The organism is Candidatus Poriferisodalis sp. (assembly GCF_965219595.1).
In the GTDB taxonomy this organism is placed as follows: domain Bacteria; phylum Actinomycetota; class Acidimicrobiia; order Acidimicrobiales; family Poriferisodalaceae; genus Poriferisodalis.
In genome coordinates this window covers 3294667-3314171 of the sequence record NZ_OZ244781.1, presented here as the reverse complement: position 1 = coordinate 3314171, position 19505 = coordinate 3294667, and the positions used below count along the sequence as shown (strand labels likewise).

Genomic DNA, 19505 nt, shown 5'->3' with positions numbered 1-19505 from the left:
GCGAGGCGTGTCGACGGGCATCGGTGACCGGCACGCCGACGCCGGTGTCGCGTGCGGATGAGACATAGGGTCGGGTGATGGGCGACGAGCGGGTGATGCACCTGGGCGTGACCGCCGCCGATCTGGGCGGAGCCACGCTTGCAATCGTGCCTGGCGATCCCGCTCGGGTGGCGCGGATCGCCGGAACGATGGACGAGCCGGTGCACCTGGCCTCCGTTCGGGAGTTCACGACCCATCGAGCGTCGATCGAGGGCCGGCCGGTGGTGGTCTGCTCGACCGGCGTCGGTGGGCCGTCGACCTCGGTCGCGGTCGAGGAGCTGGCCCAGCTCGGCGTGCGGACGTTCCTGCGGGTCGGCACCACCGGGTCGATCCAGCCTGATCTGCGGATCGGTGACCTGGTCATCACCCAAGCGGCGGTCCGCCTCGACGGGGCGAGCCGGCATTTCGCCCCGCTGGAGTACCCGGCTGCCTCCTCGTTCGAGTGCACCCGGGCACTGGTCGATGCCGCGGTCGCCCTCGACGCCCCCCATCAGGTGGGGATCACGGCCTCGAGCGACACCTTCTATCCCGGCCAGGAGCGCTACGACACCGTGGCCGGCGACGTCGTCGGGTGGCTGCGGGGCAGCCTGGCCGAGTGGCGCCGGATCGGCGTGCTCAACTACGAGATGGAATCGGCGACGCTGTTCACGATGTGTGCGGCCAACGGCTGGCGGGCTGGGTGCGTCGCCGGGGTGATCGCCCAGCGCACCGAGTCCGAGGCCGTCGTCGACGAGGCCCGCATCGCCGCCACCGAGGAGCGGGCAGTCGGCGTGGTCGTCGAGGCTGCCCGCCGCCTGCTGCAACAGGAATCTCACCGAGGTGAACCATGAGCAAGATCAGCCGCATCGTCGTTCAGGCCTACACGTACCAGCTCCGCGACGTCGGTCCGACGATCTGGACCTACTCGCCCGGAGCGGAGACCAGCGTCTCGAAGTTCATGGTGTCGATCGAGTCCGACGACGGGCTCACGGGCAGCTACGCACCCCACTACGGCGCAACCGAGCACGCATTGGCGCAGGTCTGCGATATGGCGCCGCTGCTGATCGGCAGGGACCCAGAGCAGCGCGAACGGATCTTCGAACTCCTCAAAATCCAGTTCCGGCACTTCGACAAGGTCGGCATCGCAGCGCTTGACACCGCCCTGTGGGACCTCGCCGGCAAGAAGTACGGCGTCTCCATCAGCCAGTTGCTGGGCGGGTACCGGGAACGGTTGCCGGCATATGCGAGCACGACGCCGGGGCAACAGACGCCTGGCGGCCTCGACAGCATCGACAAGTATGCAGACTTCGCCGAGGAATGCCAGCAACGCGGCTTGCCGGCGTACAAGATTCACGGCTTCTTCGACGGCAGCGTGGACAACGAGATCGGCATCATGACAGCGGTTCGCGATCGCGTCGGGTCCTCGATGAAGCTGATGACCGACCCCGCATCGTCCTTGGTGTCATTCATGGATGCCGTGGAAGTCGGTCGGGCGTGCGACGACTTGGGATTCTTCTGGTACGAAGACCCCTACCGCGATGCCTCTTCGAGCGCTGCCGCGCACAAGCGCCTGCGAGAGTTCGTCCGCACGCCGATGCTCATCGCCGAGCACATCCGGGGATTCGAGCAGAAGGCCGACTTCGTGCTGGCTCGTGGCACCGACATCATGCACATCGATCCCGAATTGGACGGCGGCATCACCGGCACGATGAAGCTGGCCCACTTCTGCGACGCCATCGGCATGGATATTCAGCTCCACACGGCCGGCCCGATGCACCGGCACTGCATGTCGGCAATACCCAACACGATGTTCTACGAGCTCGGCCTGGTCAATCCCGACACATCGCAGAACTGCCTGCAACCGCCGATCTACGCCGACGGCTACGGCGAGGGCCTCGACGATGTGGGTCCCGACGGATGCGTCGCGGTGCCCACCGGTCCGGGGCTGGGCGTGGAATACGACTGGGACAAGATCAACGCTTGGGAAACAGCCAGGCGCAGCTTCGAGTAACCCGACTCGCCGTTCGTCTCAGCGGCTCGCCTGTTGAGGGTGAGGCGTCATGGGCTCGGTGCCGAGGCTTCGCCCGCCGGGCTCGGGTGCTCTGCCGGCGGGAACGTGCTGGAACTCGCGGTTCACCCTGCGGACTGCCGGTGTGATGGCTACGGCGTAGCCGACCAGAGCGAGCAGGACTCGGCGAGCCGGCAGGAGCACGAAGCAGATGGCCCAGGCCGCCGCGAAGCCGATGAGCCGTGGCTTCATCGCGGATATGCGAGCGGACGGCTGGTCGTCGGGTCGGCCGAGCGGGAATCGCTTCGGCTTGGCGAACCATCCATGGGCGAACAGCTGAGCGACGAAATACGGCCAGAAGGCCTCTGGAGCGTCGAGTGGCGGATCGGTATCCCAATCGGCGTCGGTGTCGCTGGCTAGTCCGTCTCGGACGCGAGACCACACATGCGACGCGGTGACTCGACCGGAGGCACCGCCACGATTCTGATGAGTCGGGCGACAGTGCCACCGGTACAGCACCCGTCGGTCCTCAGTGAGGGCCAGTATCCCGGCCTGAAAGATGCCGTTCGGATGCGACGACCAGTGCCGCTCTAGTACCCCGGTGTCGCCGATGTAGAGATCGAACCGGCCATTCTCACGGCAGTCTTCGAGGATCTCCTGGTGCGGGTCGCCTACCGCTTGATATTCCAGTTCCCACGCGTCCTGCGCTTCGCTCGCAAGACTCTGGGGCTCACTGGTGACGGCGAAGATCTCGCCTTCAGCAGCCCGGATCTCCTCGACGACTCCCGATCTTCCAAAGCCGCGCAACTCGCGGCGGCATGGAGGTCACCACAACCCGCGGTAGAACACCAACACGACAAACCTGTGCTTGTCGAGTTGGGCGTTGAGCCACCCGGTGCGTACTCCGATCGGCGGGTCGAGCAGCGGCGGGATCAGCGGATCGTCAACTTCGGCGGCCGACACTCGGAAGCCTTCGGCTGATCGTTCGATCACCACCTGCTCACGGGCACAGACGTCGCCGTCGCACAGCACCAAACCCAGTTCGAAGGACCCTGCTTGCGCTCGTGTCACGGTGTCTTCGGCGTCGATGACTCCGGTGATCTCGTAGCGAGACTCCTGCGTCGCGTTGATCCACTCGAGCGCGGCCTGCGAAGCTGCCTGAAGCTCAGTGGGGGTTTCTTCGCTCACGTTCATGCGTCGCCGTGCCTCGGATTCCTTGAGTCGAAAGGGCGTTAGGCCATGTCGCTGATCCGTGGCGGCTCGATCCACGATCGAATGCTAGAGCGGCGCTCGGGGCGAAGTCCCCGGTCAGCGTCGACCGCAGCTGTCCCAAGCACCAGTGGGATGCGGCCCACTAGGTTCGGATCTTTGGGGAGAGAGTCGGGAGGACCTCATGACCCAGCGATCCAAGAACCCGCTGCGCCTATTGCTCGCGGTGCTCGCGGTGCTCGCGCTGCTAGCTGCGAGCTGCGGCGGTGACGATAGCGGAGACGGGGCGACTGGTGGCGACGCCGAAGCCAGTGAGTCTGCAGACGACGTAGCCGCCGACGATGCACCGGCCGATGACGCGCCGGCTGAGGACGCGCCCGCGGACGACGCGCCCGCCGATGATGCGTCGGCTGACGACGCACCTGCCGATGAGGCACCCGCCGGGCCGTCCGGCACGCTGCGTATGGCGATGACAACCGACGTCCAGACATACGACCCGGTCATGGCCGGGATCGCGCAAGGGCCATACCTGATGCCTGTGTACGACACCTTGCTGGTCCGCAGTGCCGACGGGGGAGTGGCGCCACGCCAGGCAGAGGCGTTCCGCATCATCACCTCGTCTTCCTACGAGCTCGACATCAGATCGGGCATCACGTTCAGCGACGGCGCAGTTCTCGACGCCGCTGCGGTGGTGGCCAACTTTGAACGAGCCAAGGCCCGAGAAGACAGCCCGCAGGCAGCGACCTACAGCAACATCGCGACAGTCACCGCAGTGAGCGACATGACCGTCCGCTTCGATCTCGTCGAGCCATCCACGGCGTTCCTTCAGGAGCTGACCTGGCTGCCGGGGATGATGGTGAGCCCGGGTGCGTTTGACACCAATGTCGATGTGACTCCCGTGGGCGCAGGCGGCTGGGTCTTCGACGCCGAATCCACCCGGGCCGGCGTTCAGCAGGACTTCGCGGCCCGCACCGACGGATTCTGGGACCCTGAATCGGTCCAGGTCGAGCGCATCGAGATCCGTCTGCTGCAAAACGACGCAGCGACAAACGCCATCTTGAACGGCGAGCTGGACTTGATCTTCAAGGACGACCTGTCGGTGTCAGCCTACAAGGACGCCGGGCTGACGATCATCGACGGCCCAGAGCCCGGCCTGTGGTACGTGCAGGTCATGGACATCGACGGCGTCCTGCTCGAACCGATCGGCGACGTCCGTGTCCGGCAGGCAATGAACCTGGCCCTCGACCGGGACGGGTTCAACGCAGCAATCCAGAACGGTCTGGGCAACCCGTACCCCGGATGGTTCCTGCCGACCGAGGCGTGGCATGACCCCTCCACCGAACAGTGGGCCTTCGATCTCGACCGTGCCAAGGCGCTGCTCGCCGAGGCCGGCTACCCGGACGGGTTCGCCATCACGATCGAGACCATCCCGCCGCTCGCGCCTGCGGTGGAGGCGATAGCGCAGATGTGGACTGCCCTCGGGCTGGACGTATCGGTCAATGTCGGGGAACCGGGAACCTTGGCCGGCACGATGCGCGCCGGCGTGACACCGCTGACGCCGACGTTCAACGCCGGCCACCCGCCAGAGCGCTTCTACCGTCAGCGTCTGGCACCCGGAAATGGATTCGACCCATTCCTGGCAGACCGTGGGGAGCTGGCCGATCTCGCCGCCAAGGCGTTCGAGGCCACCACGGTCGAAGCGCAGAATGAAGCGTGGGCCAAGACTTTCGCGTACGCCGTGAATCAGGGCTTCGTCATGGTGTACGGGCACGCGACGGGTGGCGTGGTCATTGGCCCTGGCGTGGCTGGCGCCGAAATGCTCCCTGCCGACATCATGCCGCGCCCGTACGGCATGAGCGTCGGGTGATCGCAGGGCCACGCCCATTTCGTGGTCCTTATCTGCACTGACCAGTCCCAGAGCTCCCCAGCCCGACACATCATCGGGCTGGGGAGTTCGACTGTCCCATTTGGCGGACTGACGACGTGACTCGCACCGTCCTGATCCGGGTGGCGTCGCTGGTGCCGCTCGTGATCCTCGCGAGCTTCATCACGTTCTCGCTGCTGCAGCTGACCGAGACCGATCCCGCCATCGTGCGGCTGGGCGACGACGCGACCGAGGAGGCCTACGAGTCATTCCGGGAGCAGATCGGCGTCAACGACACTTTCGTCGTTCAGTACGGCCGATGGCTGGGCAACGCAGCCACCGGCGACTTGGGCGAGTCGTGGAACGGGCCTAACCAGGTCTCCCAGCTCTTGAAGGAACGCCTGTCGGTCACGTTCTCGCTGGCACTGGGCGGGCTGTTCGTCGCGGCGACCATCGGCATGGTGCTCGGCATCGCCGCGGGCGTTCGTGCCGGTCGAGCGACTGACTCAGTCATCACCGCGGCGGCGTCCACGGGGCAAGCGATTCCGAATTTCTGGGTCGGGATCCTGCTGGTGGCGTTCGTCGCGCTGCCCTATGACGTGTTTCCGGCGACGGCCTACACCGGCCCTACCGAATCGGTGAAGGACTGGTTGATCAGCATCACGCTGCCGTCGATCGCGCTCGGCACCGCCGCTGCCGCAGCGATTGCCCGCCAGACGAGAGCCGCGTTCGTCCGAGTGCTCCACGAGCCCTATATCCGCACCGCCTTGTCGGTTGGCCTGTCACGGCGGTCGATCCTGTACCGGACCGCGCTCCGCAATGCGTCAATCCCGGTGGTCACGAGCGCCGCCACGCTGTTCGGCGTGCTGCTCGGCGGAGCGGTGATCGTGGAAGCGGTCTTTGCCTATCCCGGCTTGGGCTCGCTCGTGCTTGAAGCCATTCAGAACGGCGACCTGCCCGTTGTGCTGGGCTTCGTGTTCGTTGCCGCAGTCGGGGTGGCGCTGGTTCAGCTGCTCTTGGACATCACCTATACCGTCATCGATCCCCGGACCCGTGTGTCATGAGTGCACCCGAGGCGCCAACGGCACGTGAAAGCCCGATAGTCAAGATCGCATGGGGGCTGATCCTGCTGCTGGCGGGGGTGGCGATTCTCGGGCCGTGGCTCTCGCCGCACGACCCCAACCTCGGCGACTTCTCGAAGATCATGGTCGGCCCGAGCAGCGAGAATTGGCTTGGCACCGACAACCTGGGGCGCGACACCCTCAGTCGACTCATGGTGGGCACGCGCATCGCTGCGCTTGCCGGATTGGAAGCGACGGCGATTGCGATCGCGGTCGGGGTGCCGATCGGCATCACGGTGGGGTTCCTCGGCGGTGCGCTCGATCGCTTGGTGATGCGCGTGGTCGACGCGGTGGCGGCGATCCCGGCTCTGGTCTTTGCCATCGCCATCATTGCCGCCATCGGAGGCGGCCTGACTCAAGCCATGATCGCCGTCGGCCTGGCGTTCTCGGCCAGCGTGGCGAGACTGGCGCGGGGGTTGACGCTGAGCGAACGCGAGCGCCTCTACGTCGATGGCGCGAGGGTCGTGGGCCTCGGCCGCTCGAGTCTGCTGCTCCGTCACATCCTGCCGAATATCGGCGGCCCGCTTGTCGTGATCGCCACCACCGTTTTTGCTCAGGCCATCGTCACCGAGGCTGGGCTGAGCTTCATCGGCCTCGGCGTCGAGATCCCCGATGCCAGCTGGGGTTCGATGCTCACGAACGCGCAGCGTGTTCATCGCGACAACCCCTTTCAATCGGTGCCTCCGGGGGTGGCGATCTTCATCACGGTGCTGGCGATCAACATCGTCGGTGATTCGCTGCTGCGGCGCCGCAGGGGCGAGTCGTTCGACCACCCGGCCGGCCACCTCGAACCGGTCATTGCCCGTTCGAAAGATGTCGATGCGCCAATCGTCGATCCAATCGCTCAGCCGATGACGAACTTGGACCGCACTGCCGCAGGCGCCGATTGGGCTGCCGGAGCGAGCCGGGTTCTCACGGTCCGCTCGCTGTCGGTCAACTATCCCACGACGACAGCGGTGCTGTCGGCAGATTTCCATGTCGACGAGGGCGAGGTGGTGGCCCTGGTCGGCGAGTCGGGGAGCGGCAAGACCAGCGCGGTGATGGCCGTCGCAGCTCTGCTGACACCTCCGGCCGACGTGCGTGCCGCCGAACTGTCGCTCGCGACGTCAAGCGGCGACATGTCCCTGCTCGACATGAGTCGAAGCGAACAGCGCCGCTGGCGAAGCCAACTCGGCGTCGTCTTCCAGGAGCCGGCTGCCAGCTTGAACCCGCTGCAAACGGTGGGCCGGCAGATGGCCGACGCGCTGAAACGGGTCGGGGGCATGTCGCGGCGCGAGATCTCGGACCGGACCATCGAGCTGCTGACCGCTGTCGGCCTGCCGCGGCCTGCCGAGGTCGCTCGCCTGCGCCCCGACCAGATCTCGGGTGGCATGGCGCAACGTGTGGTGATCGCTCAAGCTCTGGCCAGTGAGCCCCGGCTGCTGATTGCCGATGAACCCACAACTGCTCTCGACGTCACGATCCAGGCCGAGATCATCACGCTGCTCAAGCAACTCGGCGAGCAGCGTGGCCTGGCAGTGCTGTTGGTCACGCACGATCTCGGAGTGGCCGCCGAATTGGCCGATCGCACCCTCGTGATGTACCAGGGCCGGGTGGTCGAGCGGGCGCCGATGGCCGGCTTGGTGACGGCGCCGCAGCACCCCTACGCGTCGGAGCTGCTGCTCTCGGTGCCACGCAACGTGGGGGGCGTCAGGATCGAACCGAAGATCGACCGGTCGGCTTCGCTTGCGGTGCCGACGGCCGGGTGCGTGTATGCGCCCCGCTGCGAGCACGCAACGCCGGAGTGCCGCGAGCGCGAACCAGTGCTGAGGAACGTTCGAAGCCATCTGGTCGCTTGCATCCATGCCGAGGAACTGGATCTGCCCGCTATCTCTGTAGAACCGTCTGCATTCGAGCCCGGAGGCGAGCGGTGACCGTGCTCGCGACGGCGGATGGCCTGACGGTGCGCTTCAAGCGGCGCCGGAGCCTGACGGCGCTGTGGCCACCGCCGTTCACCGCCGTCGACGATGTCAGCTTCGAGCTCACTTCGGGCAAGATCACCGCCATCGTGGGCGAATCCGGCTCGGGAAAGACGACCGTGGCGCGTGCCCTGCTGCGTCTGGTCCCGTTCGAAGGCGAGGTCACCGTCGACGGTGTCGCAGTCCACGATCTGCCGACCTATCCCGGTCTTGACTATCGCCGCCGCATCCAGGCTGTCTTTCAGGACCCGCTGCAGGCGCTCAATCCGCGCCACAGCACAGAACAGCTCATCGGGGAACCGTTGAGAGTGCACGGCCACCGCGAACCCACCGAGCACAGCGCTCGCATCGATGAGCTTCTCGAACATGTGGGTCTCGACGCCGAGTTGCGGCCACGCACCACCCGGGAGCTCTCAGGCGGCCAGCGCCAGCGCGTCGCCATAGCGAGGGCGCTGGCGAGCGAGCCCCGGGTGCTCGTCTTGGATGAGGCACTCAGCTCTCTCGACGTCACGACCGGAACGCGGGTCGCGCGGCTGTTGCGAGCGCTGGTCGATGCTGACAACGCGATGCTGTTCATCGCCCACGACCTGGCCCTGGTTCGCCAGCTCTGCGACGAGGTGCTCGTCATGCACGACGGGCGCATCGTGGAGCGCGGCAGTCCCGACGACGTGTGCGAACGACCCCAGGACCCGTACACCCAGCGGCTCATCGCCGCGATCCCCGACCCGGCTGACGCACTGGTGCGCTGAGCCGCGGCCTCTCGGTAACGGCTACCGGTGACTGTCGAGGAAGAGCCGGGCCGCGTCCACCGCAACCTCGGCGGCCAGCGCCATGGCCTGCGGCGTGGTCGCAGCGGCGGCGGTGTCGGCGGTGGTGTGGAACAGCGATGATCCGCCCAGGAACGACAGCACCGATGCGCCGGCTTCGAACCATGTGCCGCCTTCGCCGGGCCACGGATTCACCTGGCTCAAGCGCCAATTTGCTGCGAGCACTCGGCGGCCAATCTCGTCGCGGACCTGGCCGTTGGCCGTGGTCAGCACCATCCGTTGGGCGCCGAGCCCAGCCGGGCCCGTCGAATCGGGTTCGATCGCCCCAACCGATGCGCCGAGATGGACAACCGGCCAGCCAGTCACGTCGCGGCTGGCGAGATAGTGCTTGAGACCGATGTGATCGATCTCGTGGCCGCTGCACACCGAGAGCGTGACGTGGTGATCGGCAGCGAGATCGGCGGCCATTGCCAATGCGACCGCGAGACCGGTGCCGCGTTCACCGCCGGCGGGGGTCCAGCCGGTCAGCGGTGTCGTGATGTTGATGGCCGGTGCGTCGGTTGCGCCCAGCGTGGCGATGACGTTGGCGCTGCGATCCGGCTCGGCCGTCGCTGTGAAGGTCAATTCGGCGTCGCCGCCGCGCACACGGTGGGCCCAGTTGCCCGGAATGATGACTGCAGGGCGCCCGGGGGTTGTCGGCATCTGCGGCACTCGGTTGCACTGCACGGGATGGTCGTCGAGACCTCCGATGGCCATGACGAGCGCCGCTGCGTCAGGATCGGCTTGGAGGTAGGGGTCGAGCCCTCGCGGGTTGCCGACGATGTTGACATCGACGTCAACTACGGAGAGGTTCGTGGTGCGCCAGTCGCCTGCCGCGCAGTAGAAGACGGGCAGCGCGGGCACGGCTCCGTGGGCGGTCCTCAACTCGGCAGTGCAGACGAAACGGTCGAACTCGAACCAGTCTTCGTGCACCGAGGCACCGAGGCTTCGAAGGACGTCGGTCAGCCAGGCGGTGGTCTGGGCATCGGCCGGGGTGCCGGTGTGGTGGTTGCCGAAGCTCGCGTAGGTCTCGACGATCTCATACAGCTCGTCGGCGCTGAATCTCGCGGTGGTCATCAGGCTCATTGGTCCGCCAACTGGTTCTTGAGCTCAACCTCGGCCGCCTTGATCAGGTCGTCGCGGTCGTCTTCAAGCTCGTACTCGACCCATTCGAGCCTACCCGTGAACGGGAAAGGGCCTTGGTAGGCGTCGGTCACCGTGGGGCCGGCGTCCTTGCCGATGTCCATGCCGTAGAGAGTCTCGCGGTAGGGCACCATCTCGACGGGGCCGCGCCCCATCTCGGTCGCGGTGCCGTCGCGCACGCACGACAGCTCCGCGGTGCCCTGGGCTTGCGCGGTCTTGGTGAACGTGACAACCAGGTCGAGCTCGCCTTCGGGCAGCGGAGTGTCGCTGCGCACGTCGAACATCTGGCCGAGCCGGTTGTAGGTGAACCACAGGTGGTCGTCTTGCACGAAGAACGTCAGCCCCGTGGTGCGGGCGCCGTAGGCCACGAGCACGCCGCCGTCGCCATCGGCACGGGTCACCCGGGCGGTGATCCTGAAGGACCGGTTGCGGATGTCGGGCGTCTTGCCACGCTGGAGGTGCGGCGTGCCGGCGTAGAAGCGCTGTGTCTTGCCCGGCGGGCCATGACCGGATCGGCGCCGGACGATGGCGTCGCCGCCGCGCCGGTCGTCGAGGGGCATCACGTTGTACTTGCCCGCTTCGGACCACCAGCGATTGACGAGCTCTCGCACTTTGTCGGGGTGAGTCCCAGCGAGATCGACGCACTCGGAGAAGTCCACATCGGTGTGGTACAGCGCCCACTGGTCGTCCTCGTACGGGGTGCCGGGGGCATGCATGGTCACCGCCTTCCATCCGTCGTGCCAGATGGCGCGGTGGCCGATCATCTCGTAGTACTGCGTCGTCCTGCGGGTCGGCGCCGACGGCGAATCGAACGTGTATCGAAGACTCGTGCCCTCGACCGGCATCTGCGCGACACCGCGGTAGGTCTCGGGCGCCTCCACGCCGACGCATTCGAGGACCGTCGGCAGCAGGTCGATCGTGTGGTGGTACTGGTCTCGCAGGCCGCCGGCGTCGCTGATGCCGTTGGGCCAGTGCACGATGAGCGGGTCGCGGATGCCGCCCTCGTAGGTGTTCTGCTTGTAGAAGCGCAGCGGGGTGTTGCCGACCTGGGCCCAGCCCCACGGGTAGTTGTTGTAGATGTTCGGGCCGCCGATCTCGTCGACTCGCTCGAGCATCCCCTCGATCGCCGTCTCGATCTCGTTGAAATACGCCAGCTCGTTCAGCGTGCCGTGCTTGCCGCCTTCCTGGCTGGCGCCGTTGTCAGACACCAGCATCACGATCGTGTCGTCGAGAACGTCGATCTTCTCGAGGAAGTCGATCAGCCGGCCGATCTGGTCGTCGGTGTGATCGAGCAAGCCGGCGAACGCCTCCTGCATGCGCAGGTAGATGGCCTTGTTGGCGTCGGGCAGCTCGTCCCACGGCTCGACGCCGGGGTTGCGCGGCGCGAGGATCGTCCCCTCGGGCACCACGCCGAGTGCGAGCTGCCGCTCGAACCAGCGGCGCCGCACGATGTCCCAGCCGTCGTCATAGCGGCCGCGGTACTTCTCGATGTAGTTGCGGGGCGCCTGATGCGGCGAGTGGGTGGCGCCGAAGGCCACGTAGGCAAAGAAGCGTCTGCCGGGAGCGGAGCCTTGGTGGGCGGTGATCATGGCGATCGCCTGATCGACGAGGTCCTCGGACACGTGGTAGCCGGCCTGCGACGGCGGATCGATCGGGTGATTGTCGATGCTCAGCTCGGGGGAGAACTGGTCGGTTGCCGGGCCCAGGAAGCCGTAGTAGCGGTCGAAGCCGCGCTGCAGCGGCCAATGGTCCATCGGCCCGGCGGGAGAGCAGTCTTCGAGCGTTGCGAGATGCCATTTGCCCAGCGCGAAGGTGCCGTACCCGTGTTCGCGGAGCATCTCGGCCATCGTTGCGGCCTTCGGCGAGATGGCGCCGCGGCTGTTCGAGAATCCGCTGTCGACGTTCGAGACGAACCGCATGCCCACCGAGTGGTGGTTGCGCCCGGTCAGCAAGCATGCCCGGGTGGGCGAGCACAGGGCCGTGGTGTGGAAGTTCGTGTAGCGCAGCCCGCCGTTGGCCAGTCGGTCGATGTTCGGTGTGTCGATGTCCGAGCCGAAGCACCCGAGCTGCGCGAACCCGGTGTCGTCAAGCACGATCACCACGACATTGGGTGCCCCCGGGGGCGGACGTCTCGGCGGGTCCCACCCCGGCGTCGATTCATGGACCGTCGTGCCAACCTTCGGTGTGCTCAACCGTGCGCCCTCCCCAGCAAACCCGTGCCGACTCCAGTGCCCGCGCTCGGGCTGACCCTACGTCAGCAACGCCCACAGCTCAGGAGTGACAGCGGCGAGTGTGCTGCGGCGCAGGGTTCAGAAGACGGGGAAGTGGGCGGGGTTCGCCCGCTAGGCCTTGTCGCTGATCCGCGGCGGTTCGATCCACGGTTGAGCGATCTCCATCCATTCGGTGGCGAGGCGGCCCTGTGTGTGGACGGCGGAGTCTGACAGCGGTCGACGCCGTGTCAGGACCAGGCAGAATTCATAGGCGGTGGCAGATACCCGGTGGGCAGCATCCTCGGGTCCCCAGGCCCAGATGTCTCCCCTTGGGCCGGTGAGCTCAACTCGAACTGGATCGACCGGCGGTGTCAATCCTCGATTGACGTAACTGAAGTCGCGGGTGATGACGCCAATGTGTGCAATGTTGCGCAACCGGTCGGTCTGGGGATACTCGACGCCGAAAGTGTCGGCCAGATCGTGGGAATGCGTCCACGTCTCCACCAGTCGACCGGTCGCCATCGACCGCGCTCCGATCTCCGGGCCGACCCAGGCGATGCGATCCTTGGGATCCCGCCTGCGCAGTGCGTCGATCATGTCCGCACGCACCTCGAGAAACCACCGCCACAGATCAGATCCCGAAAGAGACCGCACTTCTGCGCCGACCAACGAGTTGAGCGATACCTCACCGCGCGACATTCGGCCCTGAGCGACGGCAAACGACGCCGGATCGGTCAGCGTGAGATGTGCGAGCCAGTCGGCAGCGCCGAGGTGCAGGACGGTCTCGTGGCTGTCCCAGCCCTCGGCGACAGTAGGTGCACGCCATTGTTCTTCGTTCAGGTGGCCGACGACGGCGGTCAGAGCCTCAGTCTCGGCTTCGAGATCGTCGCAAATCTGATCCACGACCGAATGCTAGAGCGGCGCTCCCAGCCAAGTCCCCGGCCAGCAAGCACGCCCGCGTGGGCGAACCTGCCAGCGTTCAATCCAAGGGATCGATCTTTGCCGGGGTCTCGCCTCGGTTGAGCTTCTGCCACGACTCAGCCAATTCGGTTTGGTGGATAGCGGCCCATTCAGCGACGAGATTTCGCGCTCGGCGCGGCAGGCTCCCACGAATCATCCGAAGCGTCGCTATCTCGACGAGAGCCGACCGATCTGCATAGACGGCATGAAAGTGAGGCGGAGCGTGGTCGTTGCCGTACATGCGGATGACGATCCCGTAGAAGCGGCTCAGCTCGGCCATGACGAGGTTGGGTTGGTCTCAGCTAGCCAACTCGGGCCACGGTTTCGGGTGCAGATCTTCGAAGCTCTTGCCGGTGAGGTCCAAATACATGGCCGTCGGATCGAGTTCGAGAGCGTCGTCCTTGCCCCAAGCGACCGCGCCATAGGGCCGTACGTGTGCAGTCTTGAAGAAGGCCACGTCCGACCAAGCTGTGAAGACCCCTCGGGTTGACCACTCGGCGAGGTCGACGATGCCGCTCACGCCATCGTCAAACTTGATCCACAGCTTGAACGGCTGCCGCGCTTCGACCTCGACCGCCTGTGGCGGCAACGAAACGTCCATAGCAAGAACTCTAGGTGTGCTCGAGGTCATTCTCGAAACGGCTTGTCGCTCGCAGGATCAATGAGGGCTACAGCGTGGCTTTGAGTTCGTCGAGGCTTGAGTATTCGGTCAGGTCGTCGGATTCCCGAGCCTGTTTCAGGGCTTCGATGGTTTCGGCGGCGACGAATGGATCGCCGGCTAGGTGCAGCATGTGGTGCTTGGCGAGGCCCGCACGACGGTGACGGGAGCTCGACTGGAACGCCGGGTCTGCGAGCATCGCCAGGAATGCGGAGCGTGTCGGGAAGTACATGACGGCGGCGATGTCGAAGTCGAGGGTGTCGGGACCCATCATCACTTGGTCGACGGTGGTGCTGAACACGACTCTGCCGCCGAGGTCTTTCAGCTTCTTTCCGGCCTCGGCCAGATAGCGGCCAAGGGCCTCTTCGCCGCTGACTTCAGCGAGTGGCGACCCGAATTCTGGGTCTCCTGGCTGATACTGCGCACGCTCGTTGAGCTTGAAGAGGTTCAGCGCCGCGAGGGGCGCGTCCATGGGCAGGGATTGCAGTTGTGCCAACTGCGCCTCGGTCGGTGCGTCGCTGGTGGACACGGGTGTTCCCTTCGGTCGGCGGCTAGAAGACGGGGAAGACTGGGGTTTCGCTGGAGCGTTCGGCTCGGGTCAGGGCGTAGAGGACGCCCCAGTCGCCGTTGCGGTCTCGGGCGATGTTGATGCAGATGTCGATGATGATTGCTGCGCCCTCTGGGTCGGTGGCTGGGCGGGGCTGGCCTGTACTGACGGCGAGGTCGTCGAGATGCAGGAGTACCTCGATCAGCCTGGTGCGGCAGAAGTCGTCGAGGGTGAGCAGCCGGCCTCCCAGCGCGGCCACGAGACGGTCATCGGGTTCGTCGGCCAGCCGTGCTTCGAGGTCGGCGGCCAGTTGGCGGCATTTGGCTGCGGTGGCTTCGTGACCGATGGCCGATTCGGTGGCAGAGACATCTTTGATCTGGTCGTGGATGGGGGAGTCGACCGCGGCGTGGAAGTAGGTGACCGCGGTGAGCAGGTCGCCGTCGGGGCGCCGGTCGGGCGGGGTGCGGTCGAGGTAGGCGATCGTGGCGCCAGCGGCGCGTACGAGGTGGGCCGAGAGTGCCCCGACCGTCATGCCATCGAGAGCCGACGGCTGGTCCCACCGCTCGGCTGCGGCAGGGGTGGCGATGAGATCGGCTGCTCGGCTGACGGCTTCGACTACGAGCGCCCGGACGCGGGCCGAGTCGTTCGACGGGTCGGTGGCAGGTGTCATGTACTGGCCTCAAGTCGTTTCATGGATGGTCCGTTGGCGTCGGTGTCGCCCCAGTACTCCGGCAGGCGGAGGTAACCCACTCGCGGCAACTCAACGTTGAGGGCGATGCCCTGATGAGTCTTGAGCCGTTGGATGGTGCGGATGTGGGTGAGCAGCTCGTAGAAGACCATCCACAGCGACCCTTCGAGGTCATAACGGATGTAGCCGGGCCGCTCCGGGTCGGCGCTCGCTCCCCGAGCGAGGGTGGTGATGACATAGGACCAGAAGTGGGTGCCGCGGATGCTGGTGGTGTCGGCGCGGAGTTGCTCGATGGAGTTCTCGCTCACCACCCGCTCCAGCCAGCCGATGCCGATCTCCATCTTCTCGATGAGGTCGGGGACCTCCCAGTAGAGGTCCTCGTCGAGCATCCGGTCGTACTTCATGTCGGGCCCGAGATGGTGGTGCTTCCACACGACCGGTTCGGGCTCGTCGCCGTCGGGCCAGAGCAGGCGGGCGCATCTACGGTGGGTGAACACCAGCGAGTCCCATGCGATGTGGGAGACCTGACGGCGGATCGACCACCACATCCATTCCTTGTCTGGGCTGGTGTCGTCGAAATCGAGTTGAACTGGCGTCAGGCCGTCGACCTCGGCTCGCACCCACCCGACAATGCGGCGATAGGGCGGCATGGCTCCGACCGCCGGGTCACCGGGCATCTCGACGATGTCATGGTCGACCACAGTCATCGGCTTTGCCTCCGGGGGTAGGTGGGGTGCAGGTGACGTTGGCCGGGGCCGAAGAAGTTCTCCCGGAAGGTGGTGCCCTCGTAGCTGGTGCGGAACCGGCCGCGCCGTTGGAGCTCGGGCACGAGATAGTCGGCGATCTGCTCGAAACCCCAGGGGACGGGTGCCGTCGTCACGTTGAACCCGTCGACTCCGGTGGTCTCCATGAACGCCTCCAGCTGATCGGCGACAGTGCTGGGCGAGCCCACGAACCCCAGCCCGCCGGCAGTGTCGGACAGTCGTCGGGCGACATCACGGACGGTCCAGACCTTGTCGGGGTCTTCCAGCTTCCAGCGCTCGACTTGGGTGCGGATCGCGTTCGCCTCGATGTCATCGATCGGCGTGTCGGGCGGGTGCCCGCCGAGGTCGATGCCCGTCCAGCCGCAGAACAGGGCCAGGTAGCCGTCCACAGAGAACAGCCGCGACCACTCGTCGCGCATCGCCCGGGCCTCGGCATCGGTCTCGGCAACCACCACCCGCGCCACCTGCAACGCCTTGATGTGCTCGGGGTCGCGGCCGGCTGCTGCGGCCTGCTCGCGCAGCGACGCCACGACGGCAGCGCCCTTGTCGTTGCCTGGCACCGACATGAACACGACCTCGCCCGTGTTGGCCGCGAACTCGACGCCGCGTGCCGAGTTCCCCGCCTGGTACAGCACCGGCGTGCGCTGCGGGGAGGGCTCGACCATGTGCGGGCCTTGCACCGTGAACCATTCGCCGACATGGTCGATCTCGTGCACCTTGGCCGGGTCGGTGAACGTGTCGGTGGCGGCATCGCGCACGATCGCCCCGTCGTCCCAGCTCTGCTGCCACAGCTTGAGGCAGACGTCCACGTACTCGTCGGCCCGGTCGTAGCGGGTGTCGTGGGGGAGGATCTTGCCGAGCCCCTGACGTTCGGCGTCGGACAGGTACGAGGTCACGATGTTCCAGCCGACACGGCCTCCCGTGAGGTGGTCGAGCGTCGAGAACAGCCGGGCCGTGTGGTACGGGGCGTGGTGACTGGTGGAGAAAGTCACGGCGAAGCCGAGGTGCTCGGTGCATGCCGCCAGCGCCGGGATCAGCAGCGTGGGGTCGATGCCGGGGATCTGGACCGCTCCGCGCAACGCAGCCTCGCGGCTCGCTCCGTACACGTCGTAGGTGCCCAGCACGTCGGCGAAGAAGATCCCGTCGAAGCAGCCCCGCTCCAGGGTGCGCACGAGGTCCTGCCACCAGCTCAGCGTCCGGTACCCCCACGACGTCTCGTCGGCAGGGTGCTTCCACATCCCCTTGATCTGATGATTCGGGGACGCCTGGATGAAAGCGCTCAGGTGCATTGAGCTGCTCCCTCTGGTCGACAGCCAGCATGCCTGATGGCGGTTGACGATCGCTCGTGTCCAGCCGAGTAGCGATGTGACTACCTTCGCTGCACAGGAGATGGGAAGTCCATGAGCAACCATGACGGAGATGTCGAGACGCTGTGGAACGGCGATGTCATCACGCATCGCTTCTTCGAGGCGGCCGATCTCGGTTGGCATGCCATCACCGCCGGTGATCCGGAGAATCCCGATGTCGTCGTGTTCCTGCACGGTTTCCCCGAGACGTGCTTCGCGTGGCACCACCAGGTGGCCGGCCTCGCCGACGACTTCTTCACCATTGCGCTCGATCTCAAGGGCCACGGCCAATCCGACACCCGTCTCGACAGCGACTACGACTACGCAGCACAGGCAGCCGAACTGCCCGCGGTGTTCGAGGCGCTGGGTCTCGATCGGTTCTTCCTCACCGGGCACGATCGGGGGACGGTGATCGCCGACCACCTGTGCTCGGTGCCCGGCATGGCGCAGAGGATCCGTCGCTACGTCCGCATGCAGCAGTCAGGCAACCGGCCGCATTCAGAGCCGGTCCCGCCGCATGATTTGTTCCGCAGCCCGATGGGCGCGCAGTTGCTTTCTCAAGGGGTCATCCAGCGGGGGGCATTCGGGCTCGACCCATTGCCGCACGGGCTGCCGATGACCGCGAAACCGATCGCCCGCGAAGACATCGACCGCATCATCGAGGAGAGCACCCAGCCGGGCGTGCCTGAGGGCATGTCGGCCAGCTTCGTGTCTGCCGGCTTCGAGCGCGAACTCGAGGACCGCATGAACGGCCTGTTCGCCGGGATGACGATGCCGGTGCTGTTCCTCCAGGGCGCCAAGGACCCCGGCCAGCAACGGCACGAGTACGAGACCGTCACCGACGAGGTTGCGAACGGGCACCTCCAGTTCCTGGAGCTGGGCCACTTCCTGCACTTGGAGGATCCACCGGTGGTGAACGCCGCGATCCGCGAGTTCCTCACCCGCGACGATCTACCGAGCTGAGCAGTCCGGCCGAGCGACGGCTTACACCATGAATCTGCTGATGGGCTGGCCGAGCAGGTGCCGCCCGTAGTCGGCGTAGCGGACCTCGCGGTCGAAGATGAGGTGGTTGGAACCGGTCGTAATGTCGCGCAGCGCCCGCTGGATGGGGTTGTCCAGCCGGCTGCCGCCGGCGCCGGTGACCGAGCAGATGTCCCTCACGGCATCGCGGCACATGTAGACGGCGTGGGTCAGGCGCGACAGCCAGATGCTGCGGGTCTCGAAGGATGCGCTGTTGCGCTGGGCCATCACATCGGCGAGCACGTCGCGGAACATGAGCTCGGCTGCGTCGATCGACAGCGCGGCCCGTGCGGCGATCGCCGGCTTGCCCTGGTCGCGTTCGGGGCCGCCGATGCCGGTTCGGTTCGCCGCGATCTTGGCCTTGGTCTGCGAGCGGTATTCCTCCAGCGCCATCTGGGCCGCACCGAGCATGGGCAGCCCCGCGGCGAAGCCGAGCACGGGAATGAGCGGCGTGCGGTACAGCTCTCCTGAGTGAACCCGGGTTGATTCGCCGGCTGCGTTCATCAGCCCGACCATCGAGACGACCCGATCGGCGGGCACGAAAACGTCGTCGACGCGGATATCCCACGAACCGGTGCCGCACAGGCCCATCACGTACCAGGTGTCGACCGGCTCGACGTCTTCGGGCGGCAGCGCGAAGAAGTTCGGCAGCACCCGCCCGTCGCCCTCGTCGATCATCGCGCCGACCAGCACCCAGTCTGCATGGATGATGCCGGTTCCCCATTGCCACTGGCCGTCGAGCCGGTAGCCGCCCTCGGTGGGAGTCGCCCTGCCGCCGCCGACGTTCAGTGTGGCGGGGGCCAAGATGAACTGGCTCTCGGCGAACACCTCCTTCTGGAAGCTCTCCGGGTAGCCGCACATCCAGAAGTTGTGCTCGATGTAGAACGAGATCAGCCAGCCCATCGAGGCGTCGGCGCGAGACAGCGTCAGTGTCACCTCGAAGTAGGTGTCGAGGTCGGCTTCGTGGCCGCCGTAAGCCTGGGGAACCATGAGTGCGAAGAGCCCGCTGTCTCGGACAGCGTCGATCACCCGGTCGAGCGGACGCCGGGCCAGCTCCGCCTCGCGGGCGGTCTCGCGCAACAGCGGAGCGAGCTCGTTCGCGGCGTCGATCAGTTCCGCTGAGCTCATCGGGGAGTTGGCCATGTCGCGCCCCAGCAGTTCGTCTCAACCCTGCGATGCCGACCA

General features: G+C 66.3%; 19 protein-coding genes. 7 read left to right on the top strand and 12 right to left on the bottom strand.

The window, feature by feature from the left end; translation table 11 throughout:
* Nucleotides 1-77 precede the first annotated feature (77 nt).
* Together udp and ACOQPE_RS14665 are read left to right on the top strand one after the other, a co-directional pair.
* Nucleotides 78-869 (top strand): uridine phosphorylase, encoded by a 792-nt coding sequence (udp, locus tag ACOQPE_RS14670; protein WP_420609629.1) that lies wholly within the window; start codon nucleotides 78-80, stop codon nucleotides 867-869.
* On the top strand, nucleotides 866-2029 hold the full coding sequence (locus ACOQPE_RS14665) for an enolase C-terminal domain-like protein (RefSeq protein WP_420609628.1): 1164 nt from the start codon (nucleotides 866-868) through the stop codon (nucleotides 2027-2029). The genes udp and ACOQPE_RS14665 overlap by 4 nt, the downstream gene beginning before the upstream one ends.
* Nucleotides 2030-2047: 18 nt before the next feature.
* On the opposite strand, the gene ACOQPE_RS14660 is transcribed toward ACOQPE_RS14665, so the two are convergent.
* Together ACOQPE_RS14660 and ACOQPE_RS14655 are read right to left on the bottom strand one after the other, a co-directional pair.
* Nucleotides 2048-2833 carry a hypothetical protein gene (locus tag ACOQPE_RS14660; protein ID WP_420609627.1) on the bottom strand — a complete coding sequence of 262 codons (786 nt, stop codon included), beginning with the start codon at nucleotides 2831-2833 and terminating at the stop codon, nucleotides 2048-2050.
* Nucleotides 2834-2851: 18 nt separating this feature from the next.
* Nucleotides 2852-3295 (bottom strand): hypothetical protein, encoded by a 444-nt coding sequence (locus ACOQPE_RS14655; RefSeq protein WP_420609626.1) that lies wholly within the window; start codon nucleotides 3293-3295, stop codon nucleotides 2852-2854.
* A 124-nt stretch (nucleotides 3296-3419) separates the two neighbouring features.
* On the opposite strand from ACOQPE_RS14655, the gene ACOQPE_RS14650 reads away from it, so the two are divergent.
* From ACOQPE_RS14650 to ACOQPE_RS14635, 4 genes are all read left to right on the top strand, one after another.
* Nucleotides 3420-5102: an ABC transporter substrate-binding protein gene (locus tag ACOQPE_RS14650; RefSeq protein ID WP_420609625.1), complete on the top strand. Its 1683-nt coding sequence runs from the start codon at nucleotides 3420-3422 to the stop codon at nucleotides 5100-5102.
* A 116-nt stretch (nucleotides 5103-5218) separates the two neighbouring features.
* Nucleotides 5219-6163: an ABC transporter permease gene (locus tag ACOQPE_RS14645; protein WP_420609624.1), complete on the top strand. Its 945-nt coding sequence runs from the start codon at nucleotides 5219-5221 to the stop codon at nucleotides 6161-6163.
* Nucleotides 6160-8133 carry a dipeptide/oligopeptide/nickel ABC transporter permease/ATP-binding protein gene (locus tag ACOQPE_RS14640; protein WP_420609623.1) on the top strand — a complete coding sequence of 658 codons (1974 nt, stop codon included), beginning with the start codon at nucleotides 6160-6162 and terminating at the stop codon, nucleotides 8131-8133. Before ACOQPE_RS14645 ends, ACOQPE_RS14640 begins: the two co-directional genes overlap by 4 nt.
* Entirely contained in the window at nucleotides 8130-8927 is a 798-nt protein-coding gene (locus tag ACOQPE_RS14635) for an ABC transporter ATP-binding protein (protein WP_420609622.1), read from the top strand. Before ACOQPE_RS14640 ends, ACOQPE_RS14635 begins: the two co-directional genes overlap by 4 nt.
* 21 nt (nucleotides 8928-8948) lie before the next feature.
* Here ACOQPE_RS14635 and ACOQPE_RS14630 read toward each other — a convergent pair whose 3' ends face one another.
* From ACOQPE_RS14630 to ACOQPE_RS14590, 9 genes are all read right to left on the bottom strand, one after another.
* Nucleotides 8949-10061, bottom strand: coding sequence for a hypothetical protein (locus tag ACOQPE_RS14630; protein ID WP_420609621.1), 1113 nt, complete (start codon nucleotides 10059-10061; stop codon nucleotides 8949-8951).
* Between the two features lie 5 nt (nucleotides 10062-10066).
* Nucleotides 10067-12319 (bottom strand): arylsulfatase, encoded by a 2253-nt coding sequence (locus ACOQPE_RS14625; RefSeq protein WP_420609620.1) that lies wholly within the window; start codon nucleotides 12317-12319, stop codon nucleotides 10067-10069.
* A gap of 150 nt (nucleotides 12320-12469) precedes the next feature.
* Complete coding sequence (locus tag ACOQPE_RS14620) at nucleotides 12470-13240, bottom strand: TIGR03084 family metal-binding protein (protein WP_420609619.1); 771 nt, start codon at nucleotides 13238-13240, stop codon at nucleotides 12470-12472.
* Nucleotides 13241-13316: 76 nt separating this feature from the next.
* The gene (locus ACOQPE_RS14615; protein WP_420609618.1) at nucleotides 13317-13577 is read right to left on the bottom strand and encodes a DUF4160 domain-containing protein; all 261 of its coding nucleotides are present in this window, start codon (nucleotides 13575-13577) and stop codon (nucleotides 13317-13319) included.
* A gap of 18 nt (nucleotides 13578-13595) precedes the next feature.
* Nucleotides 13596-13898, bottom strand: coding sequence for a DUF2442 domain-containing protein (locus tag ACOQPE_RS14610; RefSeq protein WP_420609617.1), 303 nt, complete (start codon nucleotides 13896-13898; stop codon nucleotides 13596-13598).
* Nucleotides 13899-13965: 67 nt separating this feature from the next.
* Nucleotides 13966-14484 (bottom strand): DUF1330 domain-containing protein, encoded by a 519-nt coding sequence (locus tag ACOQPE_RS14605; protein WP_420609616.1) that lies wholly within the window; start codon nucleotides 14482-14484, stop codon nucleotides 13966-13968.
* A gap of 22 nt (nucleotides 14485-14506) precedes the next feature.
* Complete coding sequence (locus ACOQPE_RS14600; RefSeq protein ID WP_420609615.1) at nucleotides 14507-15172, bottom strand: maleylpyruvate isomerase N-terminal domain-containing protein; 666 nt, start codon at nucleotides 15170-15172, stop codon at nucleotides 14507-14509.
* Entirely contained in the window at nucleotides 15169-15897 is a 729-nt protein-coding gene (locus tag ACOQPE_RS14595; protein WP_420609614.1) for a hypothetical protein, read from the bottom strand. Before ACOQPE_RS14595 ends, ACOQPE_RS14600 begins: the two co-directional genes overlap by 4 nt.
* A complete protein-coding gene (locus tag ACOQPE_RS14590; RefSeq protein ID WP_420609613.1) occupies nucleotides 15894-17243 on the bottom strand; it encodes an LLM class flavin-dependent oxidoreductase in 1350 nt (449 codons plus the stop codon). Before ACOQPE_RS14590 ends, ACOQPE_RS14595 begins: the two co-directional genes overlap by 4 nt.
* A gap of 111 nt (nucleotides 17244-17354) precedes the next feature.
* On the opposite strand from ACOQPE_RS14590, the gene ACOQPE_RS14585 reads away from it, so the two are divergent.
* A complete protein-coding gene (locus ACOQPE_RS14585) occupies nucleotides 17355-18263 on the top strand; it encodes an alpha/beta fold hydrolase (protein ID WP_420609612.1) in 909 nt (302 codons plus the stop codon).
* Between the two features lie 21 nt (nucleotides 18264-18284).
* On the opposite strand, the gene ACOQPE_RS14580 is transcribed toward ACOQPE_RS14585, so the two are convergent.
* Nucleotides 18285-19448 carry an acyl-CoA dehydrogenase family protein gene (locus ACOQPE_RS14580; RefSeq protein WP_420609611.1) on the bottom strand — a complete coding sequence of 388 codons (1164 nt, stop codon included), beginning with the start codon at nucleotides 19446-19448 and terminating at the stop codon, nucleotides 18285-18287.
* Between the last annotated feature and the right edge of the window lie 57 nt (nucleotides 19449-19505).